Consider the following 14,445-nt stretch of genomic DNA (forward strand, 5'->3'; position numbering starts at 1 on the left):
TTTTATCCCTTCTTTTCTTTCAGTGTGAATTCCGGCAGTAAATACCGTCCGTGTTCCGAAACGCCGTCCCGTACGGTGAAGCGATACGGGCATTCGTAGTCGTCGCTGTTGGTGGCAAGATAGATCGACATGAGATAGTCCTCGTCGTTTTCAATGCGGAACTCCTGCGAGGAGATGCTTTCGCGGTTTTGGAGCAGCTTGCCCGCGAAGGCGTTGATTTTTGATTTTACAAATTTAGCGCCCACCGTATCCAGAATAGCGGTGACATCTTCTTCCGGCACTTCGGGTGCCGGTTCGGTTGGGACGTCCTCGCCCCGCTCATGCCTGTGATTTCGGCGTGGACGGTAAAAGCTGTCATCCGTAATTGTCCCAACTTCTGAAAAATTGCAGCACTGTGCAAGCGATTCCCAGAAATCCTCTGATTCTGCTTTGCTGCGTTTCAGCAGCGAAATGATGTTGCCTTTTAGGCTGGTATCCATGGTCAGCATGTATTGCAGCTTCTGCCGTGTTACGCGCAGATAAAGATTGTTGCGGTCGTCCAGCTGCCGGATAACGGCTTCGATATTGTCAAATTGGCTGTGGATGAAGTGGAGCATTTCAAGCAAACCGGCGCGCGCATCTTCCTCGGTGGCTTCCTTCCGCGCTTGAACGGCATAGCGGAGCACGGTGTTCAAAAGCGGCGTATCCGAAAGAAGGTCGGCCGAGGCGGAAAGAATGGGACCTTTGAACCGGTCGACGCTGTCGTCCACTTTCAACGGAAAAAGAACTTTGTCTACCACGTCATGGACATAACCGTTCAGATGCGATTGCAAGAGGGCTTCCGGCCTCTGGTTCTCGAGCACAAGCGTATAGTAGGATTTGATTTTGGAATACATCATTTCCAGGCTGGTCAACAGCCGCCGCGTGCTGTCGTAGGCATTTTTTACACAGACATAGCCGTTTTCCGGCATCAGCCGGACCTGTTGCAGATTGGAATAGGTGTTGACGACATGGCCCGACTGATCCTCCAGTTGTAGAAGATTCCGAACGAAATCCGTCAGTTTCTTGCCGTACAGGGTGATGAAAACCATATCTGAAGCCCGGTCGCCCGACTCGTCGCTGTCTATCCACCCGCTTTCGATAAACTTGCGGACGGTATAGGCCGCCGTATCGTTCACTTCGTTCGGGCTTGCTCCGAAATCTTCTTCGTCTGAAAGATCTTCCCGCCAGTTTTCCCGTTCCAATCGGCGATGAAGCTCCCGCATCATTGCCGATCTTGGCAGGGCGATCTGTTTTGCTTCCGAAAGGGTGGACTCCATCAGCAAAAGGACATGGATATAATATTCCTTATGGATGGAGATTAGCAGGTTGAAAAATCGGGGGGATAAATCCTTGGGAAGCAAACCCATGACGGCACCTTCTTTGACATTGAAATCAAATTACGAAAGATATCTCTATATTGCTCATTGACCAAATTCGCTGGTATCAAATTTTAATGTTTTACAATTTTCACGGATTGTACGCGCAACGTCCTCAGGAATCCCATTCGGGATATTAACTTGAATATCTAGGGTAACGGTAACTGATGCGCCGGAGAGCTGCGACAAATGCTGAAGGACTTCCTGATTAATGGTCCCGGCGGTGGATCCCAACTTGCCGGGATCGAGTTTAACGCTGCCATAAAAATGTGTGTTGAGGATGGGCGTAGATGCCGAAGTTGCGGCTGGCACAAAGACGGTACCAATATTCGAAGAAACTGCCGTTGGGGCAACGATATTTCCAGAAATAGTTGCCTCCGTATTGTTTCCTGGCTCCCTTTCTTTCTTTTCTGATTCAATTTGCCTCAACGCTGCAGAGGACTTAACCAAAAGACCATCAGGAGTGATCTGCAGATATCCGCAATTTCCAAAGCAAAGGCCCTGGTACCGACCGTTGTCATCCTGTCCATCTGCATATCCGAAATAATCACTGGATTTAACGCCGATCTCCAAAGTATAAAATAAAACATCTTTATTTTTTAAACGTTGCAGATAGGTATAACGTGCATAATCTTCGCACAATTCGCGGACGGATATGAATTCATGACCCTTCCACAGATCAAATTCATCCATCTCCATCAGTAGGACTTTTGGAGAGAGCTGATCAATCATCAAATCATTTTCCCTGAGTTTCTGTGCAGCTTTTGCAACTGGGTTAGTTGTCCCGGATGCTCGGAGAATATTCCATTTTACCGGATTTGTACCATCTTGCGTTGGAACGAGCAACCAGCAGTATGCCTCCTGCAATCGATCGGAAATTGTATCTTCATAATGGTGAATTGCCTCGTGCACTTCTTTTTCCTGGGCCGCATCAAGATTGAGGCTGTCAGCATCATGTTCGATGGAACGCCACGCTAAAAGGACTCGCATATCCTGCATAAGCTGTTCCGTTATGCTGAAATCGGGTGCCAAAAAAACGATCATATTTCGATACATACGGGGAGAACCACCACGAGTTTCGAAATACTCGTGGATCGTTTTCAACGCTTCACTGTCTTCGTCGTCTCGTTTATAAGTCTGCTCAGCGGACAATAAAACCAGATGCACAGCCTGCTGATCCGGGATATCGGAGGAACTTGACGGAGCAATATGCAAACCGTCGAAAGGATCTTTGTTGCGGCATATAACCTTGAGAACCTTTTCCAGAGAAGAGACTGTGTCATAAGAATTTTGCATGCGCGCACGATCAGCAACTGTTTTTTTCAGTGTTGGCCGAGTATCATACCAATAACGGTAATCAGCGCTGCTATACAGATAGGTTAACTCATTGGCAAGACGCGAAAGCGCATCATTATATGTCGACATGTTTTCTTCCGGCTGTACAGCTCCAAGGTGAATATGAGCCATATTTATGCCTCGTGTTCTTTGTGCACGTGCATCCGGCGCACTGCCGAGAAAAATCGTACGGGCCACCCGACTGCTAGCAAAATACTTGCTGTAATATGTGTTTTTGTCATCCAGTGTAACCGGAGCAGAGTGCCGGCCATCTACTTCATTTTCGATGATGGTATCCCATCCAGGAGAAAGATAGCGGGTCAATTCCTCACGAATTTGCGTTTTGCCAAGCGGAATGGAACCGGGCATGATCATTGCACCGCTGTCGCCGGAGGCATAGAGCTCATGGATCACAGCAGCCATAAAACGCAGAACGCCGCGAGTCCTTTGAAACGATTCGAGCGTTGCCCAATCATTGTACAGTCGGTCGAATACCTCCGGATGAATAGGATAGCACTTTTTCATCTTTGTCAGATATTCCGTTTCATGGCATTCAACTGGGAAATCATCAGGGTGCTGGCAGTACATTTCAAAATAGGCATTGCAGACACGATCAACGGCATCCTTATCGGAAAGATCGCGAAACAACCTGCGACGTACGATTTCAAAGCCTTCTTCTGCCACAACCGGTTTCCAGACGGCCTCCATGCGCCCAAAGGTCCTTTCCACGCGCTCGAGTGCGATCATGCCAGCCTCCCCGCCGGCTTCGGTCTCCGACTCCGGGATAGAGGCGACTACAATGCTGTTTTTGCTGGCACGTGCCGCCTCAGTCAATTCCTGTACAAAGGAAAGCACATTTTCAAATGTGCCCGCAGGGATATCACCTTGTTTGTATCCGTATAATTTTCGCGCATAAGCGACAAGTTCATCAATAAGAATCAGGCAAGGTCCGCTATCGTCAAGGACATTACGAAGCGTATCAGATCCAGGCGAAATACCCTTTTTATCCGATTCCTTGATCAAGTCGTACAGCTTCGGATTGTTAGCCTGTTCGGCGAGCTGTGCGGTCATTTCTCCCCAGAGCGTGTTGATCGTGATTCCCGGAAAATTGATCGGCCTCCGCTGTTTGGCCGGTTCGAGGAAGGTGCCAACCAGAACGGCGACTTTCACTTTGGGCATGGTTGAAATACCCGCACTATTCAAGATCTCCGGAATGCCTTTTAACGACATAGGCGAAACAGCGCGCATCAAATGATAAAGTGCCAACATGCTGTGTGTTTTTCCACCGCCAAAAGCCGTCTTTAGCTGAATCACCGGTTCGCCGCCTTTGCTGGCGACCCTTTGTACCGCTTTGGTCAGCATGCTTTTCATCCCGGCAGTAATATAAGTTCGAGCGAAAAACTCTACCGGATCCTGATATTCAGGCATGGCCGTACCGCGCAGCACCTGTGAGAGATCGGCGGCAAATTCCGCTTGGCGATAGGTGCCTTTGGATACATCTGGATGCGGCTCGGCAATTTGCCGCCAGGGACGTGCATAGGAGTAGGCCGGTGAGGAAGGTGCTGAAGGAGTTACCGGAAACTGTGACTCCCGATGCGTAGCTTCTTCCTGATCACGCAATTTGCGCATCAGCTTTCGAATTTCTTCCGCTGATTCCTGATCGATGGGTTCCATCAGACGCGTCATAGTATCCAGAGCACGTACACCGTCGTCTGCGCTCAGACCGGAGCCGCTTTCATGAGCCCAATCATTACGTGTCGTAAGCAGTTCTTTTACCCAGTTGCGCTGCTGCAGCGTCATTTTGTACTTAAAGAGTTCGTTCCAGTTGCGGTCGATAATCTGGAAGCAGGCGGAGACATCTAGGCTATCCACCAGCTTGTCCCATTCGCCGCCGCGCGGGAGATTGCGGGTATAGACCTCTGAAAGAACGGTCAAAACACGATCCTGCCACCATCTGGGACCAATGCTATGCAGCATCTCCTGCCCGACATAAGCGGAAAGAATCGGTCGCATCACATCAAAGCCCTGATTGACATATGCACCTGCGCTCATCTGCATATCCATTGAACCTCTTTTCTAAATATTCAGCTTTGTTTGTTCAGGTACTTCCTGCTTCAGCTGGTCCATTCGCTCAAGCAATTCCGGCCAAGCAGAAACAAGACTGTTATAGGCGAAGGCTTCAGCCGTAGCGTGCTGACGTTCTGCGGCCAGATATGCCCGGTAGGCCAAGGACTTTATATTTTCCAGGTTTTCGTAGTTGGGCGTGGAGAGCTCCCGCATAGCTACGGCCGCGGCTCCGATGCCTCCGCCCTGCTCAAGCAAACGGCACAGCCTCTGCACCATGGTCCAGACCGTATTTTCACGGGAGACATCCCATTTTTCCGGCAGTTCGTTCCGGCCTTTCAACCGTGTGACGCCTCGCGCATGCTCCAGAACGCCGTCCGCTACCAGCTCATGCAGGTGGGCCAGTTTGGCGCGGGCGAGAGTGTCGGCTTCACCGGACTTTCCGGCGTTCAAGCCGTGCAGTTCGTACCATGCAATACAGAAGCGGCTGTCCGGATCCATACCGCCCTCCTGCGCGTTAAGATAGGCGTCGAGTTCCTGATTGATCAGCACCAGTGCCTCGTGCACATTCATGGGTGTGCCATCAGCTTCAAGCACCTCGGAATACTTGGAATACACCTCCATACCCGGCCCGATGGCCGCCTGCTGCAAGTCCACAGGCGCGATGTTGCCCGTTTGAAGATAATGGAGACCTTCTTTTAAGCGCTCTTTCAGCTCGGATAGAAATTTGCGCCGTGATATAGAAGGTGCATTTTCTGGCCTTGGGCGGCAAACGAGAGCGATGGAAGAGGCAAGGGCGTTTGATTCGATAGATATCGTTCTCCCGGGACGTTCCGTTCTCATCGGCCATGTTCCAGTTACCGTAAAACCTGCTTTAATCAAGGCGGATAGCATGCTTTCCCAACCAGTTGAAACTATTTTATTGCCAGCAACATTTGTAGAATCCTCATCGTTTTCACTTTGTTTAAATGCATAGTAGATTGTAAGTGGATATTCAGGAGAACTTGTTTCACGCATTTTTGAAAATGCAGAATACATACCATCCTCAAAGAAGTCTCGCGCTTTTTCAGCATCACCATTAAAACGATATGGTGTTGCTACTAATTCTTCTGTTTTGGGCACCAGCATCGTTGAAAACAGATTTGGATAAATTTTATCAAGCGAGCGTCGAAGCCAAATATAAAAGAAGTCGGACAGATCCGCATAGCCAATATTGTCGTAATAAGGCGGATCAGTAGAAATGACAATAGGCACTTGATTCCCTAATTGTGTTGCATCCTGCTGCGTCGCAAAGCCTTGTGCATTTGGTGTAAAACATGAAATGCATTCAGCCACCCATTCAACGCAATTGTCCCAACAACCGGATTGATCCGAAAAAATATTTGTCTCTGCAAAATCCCAGATCATTGGGATAGCCTGTCTGGAAAATGTGTTTCTTAATCCGTCTCTTGAAACATTCCAAGTGCATATTGATGAGCTATAGTCTGTTTCCTTATCCAAACAAAACGCCAGATATACGCCGATTGCTTCTGCATATGCACATGCACCGATGCCACCGTTATCGAGGCCTATATTGTCATCAGGCAATTTCGCTGACATAGCATCCTGTTTCACCTTAGCAATGGCATCGCCTATAAGGTCACTGAACGTGACAAGGGTGGTAAGTTGGCGAGGTGTAAAAAGATCAGAATATTTTGTCATACCGTATTGCTGTACTCGAAATCCTAAAGCCCTTTCTGGTAAAGGTGCAGAAGGATAATCCTTTGTTCTAAGTACATCCGCAGCTTGAGCATGTAACTCGTTGGGTGATAAATATTCTCTGCCATATTTGCTGTCTGCCACAATCGCCATTAATCTGGAATCCATGCGGCCTGCTTTTGCTTCCTCACGAATGTATGGAAATTCGACAGGCTGCCCGCAGCAAACGCAGCGTGCACCCTTGCGATTCACGGTACCTCCCGGTACTTTACCTTTACCATGTTGCACAACAAATTCGAATGATTTCCGGTCGGAGCTGATTCTTGGCAACACCCAGGCTTCCTTATTTTTCTTTTTCGAGAGTTCAAAAGAGTTGACAAGCGGCATTTCCACTCCACAGGCCGGGTTGGGGCACTTGACGGTTCGCGCCCATTTCCATGCGATGACGGTGGCTTCGCTTCCGTCCGGCAGCGTTGCTTTGGGGTAAAGATGGCCTACCCGCTTTTCCGCTTGTTCTTTCATCCATGCTCCATAATACTGTACGTCGGCGGCAAGCCCCGCCGCACCTTTATAGCCCGACGAGGAACCGCCCAGTCTTGTGCGAGATTCCGGATTTACCGGCGGGGTTGCCTGCGAACTTCGGCGGAATTTCGATCATTGCTTTATTGATAAGCACGGCTACGGGATTCAAATCGCCCGCGTGCGCTTTCAATCCAAGTCGTTGTGCCTCCAATGGGATAGAGCCGCCGCCGGCGAACGGGTCGAGGATAGGCGGCGGATTGCTGTTGGTCGACTTAAGGATTTCCTCGTAAGCATCACGATAAAGCTGTTCATCCCCGATGTTTTTCCAAACCACGAGCCTCTTAATCAAACCGTGCAGGCGTTCACGTTCTTTTTGTTGTGCCTCCTCGGTGGGAAATTTATCTTTATGGCTCGACGGATCGTCCACCAGCGAAGCAAACAGCACCGCACGGCAAGCGGCAAGCGGTTTTCTTGACCACCAAAGGTGAAGAGTGGAAGGGTGACCGTGGCGGATAGATTTTTCTCGTGCCGCTTCTTCGTTGATAGCCTCCAGTGGCAGCGATACCTCAATCAGTTTTTTCTTCATATAAGGATCTCCTTCTCGAACGCCACGGTGGCCACCCGGCGCAATTTATCCAGTTCAATGGTGTGATTGACATCCGCAAAGCCCGGCGGCTGCTGTACCCAGTTTTGATAATAGGTCACATGACGGTGGGGGCCGTCGACTTCCACTACCGCGAGCAGCGTTCGTTCCGGCTGGTTGGCAGCCACAAGCATTTCATTGTGTGTGACGGTAACGGTACCTTGCCCCGCCTGGCGCCCTTTGACCTCTATAAACCGCAGCTCATTGTCGGACGTTCGGGATTCCACGTCATAGCCAACCTTTTGGGCCCCTACGTCAACCGGGCTGTTACCGAAATCTTTTTCAATTGTCATGACGGTTTCCATAGCAATCCGTTCAACCAGAGCACGCCCTTCTGTACTGAAAGATACCGTTGTGCCTTTGGACAATGCTTGCGTGAGCATGGCGCGGGGAATTACCCACGCACCCCCCAATACGGTTGGAGGCTTGGAAATGATATTTCTTTCCTGTGTAAGTTCCGCGAGCCTGCGGTTCAGACGACGCTCCAAGTCGTTTACCCGTTCTCTGAAACGATCGGCATTGAGTTGGGCATTGGTTTTACCCTGAGCCACCTGATCGTACATTTTTCCGGCCTGCGCATCCCAAAAGGCAATTTCAGCATTAAGCCGCTTTCGAACTTCTGCTTCCACTTTATCGACATAAGCGATACGGCGATCGCGTACCTCTTTGAGATGCGTGGGCATGAGGGTTCGCACGGCAAAATCACGTGCCAGTTTTTCCGCGTCCTTTCCCCACCATGCTTTTTCCGCAAGTAGGCTTTGAATGAAAGGAATTTCTTCCGGCGTAGGCGCTGAATAATCGAGGTACGGCGCATAGCCAGCTGACGAAACCGTACTATCTTTGGATATCTCGACAAAGTGCAGGCGGTGCGAAACCTTTACAGGACGTCCTGCGCTGTCGTGACGGCCGTCCTCCAAAATATCTTCAATATAAAACAGCAGCCGGTCATTGCCGTGTGTGCCAGTTTCATCGATAAAAACAGTGCCTCTTTTCAAAAATGTCATTCCCTTATCGAGCACTTCATCAATAAGAGCATTCAGTAAGGGTTGACCCGGGCAAATCAGAGTGGCGTCCGGTTTACCATTGACATGAATATATTGCTTTTCAAAAGTGACTGCCTCATAGTTACGGGCGATTGCGTAGGGAACTCCCTGCGCGTTTCGCCGCTCACGCAAAGCATTGGGAACATGGGGGAGGGCAAATCTCTTATCTCCACGTGGACGTATCTGGCCTTTCACACTTTCATAAGCCTTTGTAAAAAAACTCTCAATGTAATGCGGTTGGAGCCGGCGTGCTTCTATACGCTCCATATCTTCACGGATTTCCTGCACCTGCTGCAGACCTAAAGACTGTCCGGCTAAGGAGCGCTCTTTTAATAATTTTTCAAGCGCGCCACGGTCGAGCGCCCCGTCAATCGTTTGGTCAAGACGTCGACGAACTTCGGGTCGGTTGCCGTAACGAATGGCCTCAATTAAAAGGTCACGTAATGGCTTTTCACCGAAAGTAACTTTCCCCAGCACATCAAAAACGCGACCACCTAACGCTTTACGCTCACGCTCAAGCTTTTCAAACAGACGCTGGAAAACCTCTCCCTCACGGGTTTCCATTGCAACCAAATTCCACAAGTGACAAACTTCACGCTGGCCAATGCGATGGATTCGGCCGAATCTCTGTTCAATGCGGTTTGGATTCCATGGCAGGTCGTAATTTATCATCAGGTGAGCACGTTGAAGGTTGATACCCTCGCCAGCCGCATCAGTCGCGACCAACACTGATACTGCAGGATCATTTTTGAAGCTTTCTTCAACCAGCTTGCGATCTTCTCTATGTAAACCACCCTGGATCGTAACGACGGCACTGGGGTCTCCCAGCATGTTTCGTATTTTTTCAGCTAAATAATTGAGAGTATCTCGATGTTCCGTGAAAATAATGATCTTTTCACGTGCTCCGGATTTATCATACATCAATGAATTATCTTGCAGAGTTTTAGAGACCTGCTCCCATTTTCGGTCGACTCCGCTGTTGCGCAATTTAAGTGCGAGGGCTTCAAGATCTTTGAGCCATTCGATTTCATTAGCAAGCTCGGCGACACTCTTGGCGGCAGTGGCTTCATCAACAAATTGTTCTTCAATAGTATTGACTTCATCTTCAGGCGCGTCTTCAAGATCATCCCAGTCTTCTTCAGAAAAAGCAGACGCCTGCATTGATTCGGAAACAGATTTGGAGGCTTCAAACTCTTCTTTGCGTTTTTCCAACCGCTCCCGCCGACGGCGAAGCGACTGGTAAATGGCTTCAGGTGACGAAGCCAACCTGCGTTGTAAAATGGTTAAAGCAAATCCGACCGCATGCGCGCGATTTGGATCAAGAACCTCAAGCGCTTTGTCAAATCCATCCTGCACATATTCGGTAACGTCATCGTATAGCTGACGTTCAAGAGGTGAGAGCTCATAACCAAGCGTATAGGCAATCCGTTCTGGAAACAATGGTTTGCCTTCAAAAGTCAAGAGTTGTTCTTTGACCAGACGGCGCATTAAATCGGAGGCATCTATTTTTTCTTTTCCACGATTGCGTCCGGCAAAGCGATCGCTATCAAGCAATCGCATAAAAAGCTGAAAGTCTTCGTCTTTACCATTGTGCGGCGTAGCGGTCAAAAGTAAGAAATGTCGTGTGATGCCGGACAGCAATAAACCTAGATTGTATCGCTTTGTTCTCTTTTCTTCATTACCAAACATTGTGGCGGACATTTTATGCGCTTCATCACACACAATTAAATCCCAATCGGACACTTTGAGCTTTTCTTTTATATTGTCATCGCGTGAGAGTTTATCCAAGCGTGCAATACAATACGGCATATCTAAAAATGCGTTTCCATGAACGGAGGACTCCAGCCGATCATTTGATAAAATTTCAAATTCTAACTGAAAACGTGAGTAAAGTTCATCCTGCCATTGTTCCACCAAATTACCCGGACATACAATCAAACAGCGACTAATGTCACCGCGAACCTTTAACTCTTTAATAAGTAGACCAGTCATAATTGTTTTTCCTGCGCCTGGGTCATCTGCCAACAGATATCGCAATGGTTGTCGGGGCAGCATCTCCTGGTAGACTGCTGTAATCTGATGTGGAAGAGGCTCAATCATCGATGTATGTACAGCCAAGTGTGGATCGAAAAGGTGAGCCAACCGGATACGGTACGCCTCTGAAGCCAACCGGTACCCATCGGCGTCCGTATCAAAGCTCCATGGCAGTCCACTGGTTTCGATTGAAACCTGATCCATCGCATTCGCGTAAAGCAATTGCTGACCAAGCGAACCATCATGACGGCGATATATTAGTTCAACAGCATCATGGCCAAAAGGAATTGCTGAAATAACTTCGATAACTTCTCCGGGTACCACGCCATTTATTCGTAGTCCGGCTTTTACTTCATCGAGTTGCATCGCATGGTCCCTCCTCTTTATATGGATTCAATCTATTCTTTCTGCAAAAATCATTGAAAACACCAAGAGCCATTTTATTAGGCTTCGTTTTACCATTTTCCCATCGGTTAATCGTTGCAAAACTGACATTTATGGCCCGTGCCAAGTCCTCTTGACTAAGGCCTAACTTTTCACGCACATCTTTAACGGCTCTTGGAAAATCCATGCAACTCACCTCATGGCTATTATAGCACATGTTATAACATGCGTAAATAAATATTTGAATTTGGACGATTTATATCCGTTTTTGTTGTGATTGATATATTCCCTCGAATGTCGGCATGCTTCCAAGCTCCTTAACTTCGTCCGCGCATGCCCGGTGCAGGTTGTCGAGTTGATTCGTGGGGAAACGCACATAAGCGGCGAACAGGCGGCTCAGCTTGGCCAATTCGACCGCGATCTTGTATTGCCCGGTGCCGAGCGATTTGCCGACCTGCTCCATTTTCTGTTGTGCCGCCGAGGTGAACATGTCATCGAAGAATTTCGGGTTCTGCTCGGCGTTCAGGAATCCGGCGTAAAATTCGATGGCTTTTTCCACAAAGGTATTGCGGGAATCCGCCCCTGCACGCTCCAGATTGTCATCGCAGAGTTTGAGATGGGCGGGTGTCAGCGCCAGCCCGGTTTTGACCCTATTTTTCATGATATCGGTCTCCTTTTTTCTGTTTATTCTCGTCGGTACCTCTCTACGACACCTAACAGGAAGCCGTGAAATGCCGATGTGATGCGATTGCTGTTTTGCTACGACCACGTTTGCGGTACCAAACGCATAAATCCGACCACCCAAGAGGTACCAGCCCCAACCCGCATTGCGGGGCGGTGTCGTTCGGCGCGGGGCACCTCCGGTGACCACGCGCCTTTATCCTGCTTGGTTTTCGACCCTGTGAATCACCCGCTTTCCATGCCGGAGTAAGGGCGACATTTTTCACTCTTCATCTCGGCAACTGTTTTCTGCTGCGTTTTTGTGTCCGGTGTCGATTTCGTAAACAACCCGTACAAAAGCTCAACGTTTGCTTTTTTCTACCGGAGGGGCACGGATGCCACTCCGGTTCCCAGAGCGGCACACAGGGGCGCACGGCCGCAGACAGGGGGATTAAGGCCGCGCGTGCTCTCCATCCCGCGCAACCGGAACGACAAGCAAGGCCCGCCTTTCCAGACGGGCCCCGGAGTATGTGCGTGGTTTCAGATCAGGCTGAGCATTTTCAGCAGCCGAAAGCAGTCTTTCGCGCCCTGCAGATAAAAAAATTCGATCTGATGGCTATTGATGTCTTCAACCGTGTCATTGTAATCGACGATCAGCTGTTTTGTCTGGCTGTTCATGCTGTCCTTCGCCTGCTCCAACCGATTGCTCAGTTCAATACGGTGCCTGACCAATGCGTCGAATTCCGCGTCCTGTTCTCGCAGGTGATGGATATTCAGGTCGGTCAATTCCGCCATAACCATGCCCCAGATTTCCGAGTATTCCATGTCGATGCTCGCCTCCTTCGTTTTCAACACACAATACTCGAAAACCGGTGCATAATCCATTCAGCAGACCCAACAAAGAAGCTATACCCGAACTGTCTGATTTGATCATTGCATGGAGCAGTGCCGTTTGCGATATTTCCGCGTTTCTACCGCTTCAAATGCAAAGGGGAGCCAAGTTGGCGCACTTTCCCGTACCTTCCCATAGCAGTCATTGAAAAATGTGACGAAACCGCCCATTCTGTCACAGTTTCTGTATCCACGGCTGACACGTGATCTATATCGTTCATATTTCCCGCTTTTTTGAGACGTTTATAGCCATGATGGTATATTTTTTACTTACAGTCCTTGTTGAGCACGGATGTTTTCACGATTGACCGAAGCACTTCTGCCAGCTCCGTGAACGTCCAACGGTCCGATTCGTCGTAATTCCTGTGCGGTACCGCGTCCCCCTATTGTGTATACGGGAAACAGAGACTTTTCGGAACCGCCGTTTCCGAATTTCATATTATTTTACGAAATTGCTCCGAACAGTACTTTTCTTGGGAGAAACAATGATTCGCCGAGAGCTTAGAGCCAAAGCGTGAGCCAGGTAGGTGCACATTTCAAAGCCACCTTGAGAAAAAACTTAAACATGAGCCAAGTAGGTGCAAGTTTATGCACACGCACTTGAAAAACGAAAAGTAAACCATGTAAGTTTGCGAAGCGGAATTTGAAACATTCGACATATACGAGGCAATCTGCGGCGTGAACCGATGCCCGGCATGCACAAACCGGTGCATATGATACACCACATCCAGAGCAGGCCATTCACCACCCGATGCGTCCCAAACACCACCTGATGCAGAAGATACACCTGAACAATATCCATATAAACAGAATCAGTGGAACGAGAGTCATCTCTCTATCAATCGCTCAGTGCCCGACAGACTGAAAACATCCAATGAGGTGTATGCAGGGCGAGATTTGCGGCGAATGAAGCAACCCTGACACCCAATAGGTGCATGCAGAATAAAAACTGCTTCGAATGAGTTGAACTCGATGCACAACGAAATCCCGGCGTATCGCTTTCTGATACCGCCGGGACAGTTCGCTTTTTCAGAGCGCAGATTTATGGTAAAACAGTTGATGCCCGGTTATCCATCAACTGGAAATGTACGAATGTCCTGAAACATAAAAACAAGCCTGTCAACCTGTTTACTGGTATGGTAATGGCCGCAGTACCATTTTTCATAACTCAACCGGCGCTCGATGGTGTCCAGCCATTCTTCCGTGCTTTTGTCGACGGTCGACTGGTCAATGCCGGGCAGGAATACCTCGGTGGGTTCATATTGGAGAGGGCAGGTGTGCGTGAGGACGATGTCGACTCTCCAATTTTCTTTTTCCAGGCGCTTTTCCACCCGCGCCTTGATTTCAGCGGAAGGCTGTTCATCCGCCCACCAGCACCGGCCGCGTGCCAGACGATAGTATTTATCCACACTGTACGCACCGCCGATCACGAGGCACCGCTTGCCGCCGAAGTCATAGATTTCTCCGTCTTTCGCGAAAAGCAGACGAGGAAACTCCGGTTCTACGAAAACGGTGCCGCCCCGCCAGAGGGTTTCGGCATAGCCGGGGATATTCTGCGGGCGCTCCTCATGATTCCCGTGGATGCAGAACAGCGTGATGGGCAAGCGGCTCAGCGCCCGCTTGAGCCGCCGGTCCTGCTCTTTTCCAAAACCGTTGATTCCCGCGTCACCCAGAATGATCAGCACGTCTTCTGCTGAGGTATGGATTTTCTCGCACAGAGAAACAACATGGGAAAAGTTTCCGTGGGTATCGCCGGTAATGTAGATCATAGAAC

General features: G+C 49.2%; 9 protein-coding genes. All 9 read right to left on the reverse strand.

The genetic code is table 11. The features are described from left to right. Window positions 1–2 precede the first annotated feature (2 nt). On the reverse strand, window positions 3–1,388 hold the full coding sequence (locus HCR03_RS14030; RefSeq protein ID WP_187034812.1) for a Wadjet anti-phage system protein JetA family protein: 1,386 nt from the start codon (window positions 1,386–1,388) through the stop codon (window positions 3–5). A 54-nt stretch (window positions 1,389–1,442) separates the two neighbouring features. After that, complete coding sequence (locus tag HCR03_RS14035) at window positions 1,443–4,796, reverse strand: DUF499 domain-containing protein (protein WP_228724972.1); 3,354 nt, start codon at window positions 4,794–4,796, stop codon at window positions 1,443–1,445. A 12-nt stretch (window positions 4,797–4,808) separates the two neighbouring features. After that, on the reverse strand, window positions 4,809–7,016 hold the full coding sequence (locus HCR03_RS14040) for a DUF1156 domain-containing protein (RefSeq protein WP_207727250.1): 2,208 nt from the start codon (window positions 7,014–7,016) through the stop codon (window positions 4,809–4,811). A 46-nt stretch (window positions 7,017–7,062) separates the two neighbouring features. Next, window positions 7,063–7,602, reverse strand: a complete 540-nt coding sequence (locus HCR03_RS19555) for a DUF1156 domain-containing protein (RefSeq protein ID WP_207727251.1) — start codon at window positions 7,600–7,602, stop codon at window positions 7,063–7,065. Next, window positions 7,599–11,102: a helicase-related protein gene (locus HCR03_RS14045; RefSeq protein ID WP_187034814.1), complete on the reverse strand. Its 3,504-nt coding sequence runs from the start codon at window positions 11,100–11,102 to the stop codon at window positions 7,599–7,601. The genes HCR03_RS19555 and HCR03_RS14045 overlap by 4 nt, the downstream gene beginning before the upstream one ends. After that, window positions 11,089–11,307, reverse strand: a complete 219-nt coding sequence (locus tag HCR03_RS14050; RefSeq protein ID WP_187034815.1) for a helix-turn-helix domain-containing protein — start codon at window positions 11,305–11,307, stop codon at window positions 11,089–11,091. Before HCR03_RS14050 ends, HCR03_RS14045 begins: the two co-directional genes overlap by 14 nt. Before the next feature lie 69 nt (window positions 11,308–11,376). Next, window positions 11,377–11,781, reverse strand: a complete 405-nt coding sequence (locus HCR03_RS14055) for a hypothetical protein (protein ID WP_187034817.1) — start codon at window positions 11,779–11,781, stop codon at window positions 11,377–11,379. Window positions 11,782–12,320: 539 nt separating this feature from the next. Further along, window positions 12,321–12,665, reverse strand: a complete 345-nt coding sequence (locus HCR03_RS14060) for a hypothetical protein (RefSeq protein WP_187034819.1) — start codon at window positions 12,663–12,665, stop codon at window positions 12,321–12,323. A gap of 1,073 nt (window positions 12,666–13,738) precedes the next feature. Continuing rightward, window positions 13,739–14,440 carry a metallophosphoesterase family protein gene (locus tag HCR03_RS14065; RefSeq protein ID WP_187034821.1) on the reverse strand — a complete coding sequence of 234 codons (702 nt, stop codon included), beginning with the start codon at window positions 14,438–14,440 and terminating at the stop codon, window positions 13,739–13,741. Window positions 14,441–14,445 lie beyond the last annotated feature (5 nt).

This window comes from Caproicibacter fermentans, assembly GCF_014303955.1.
GTDB lineage: Bacteria > Bacillota > Clostridia > Oscillospirales > Acutalibacteraceae > Caproicibacter > Caproicibacter fermentans.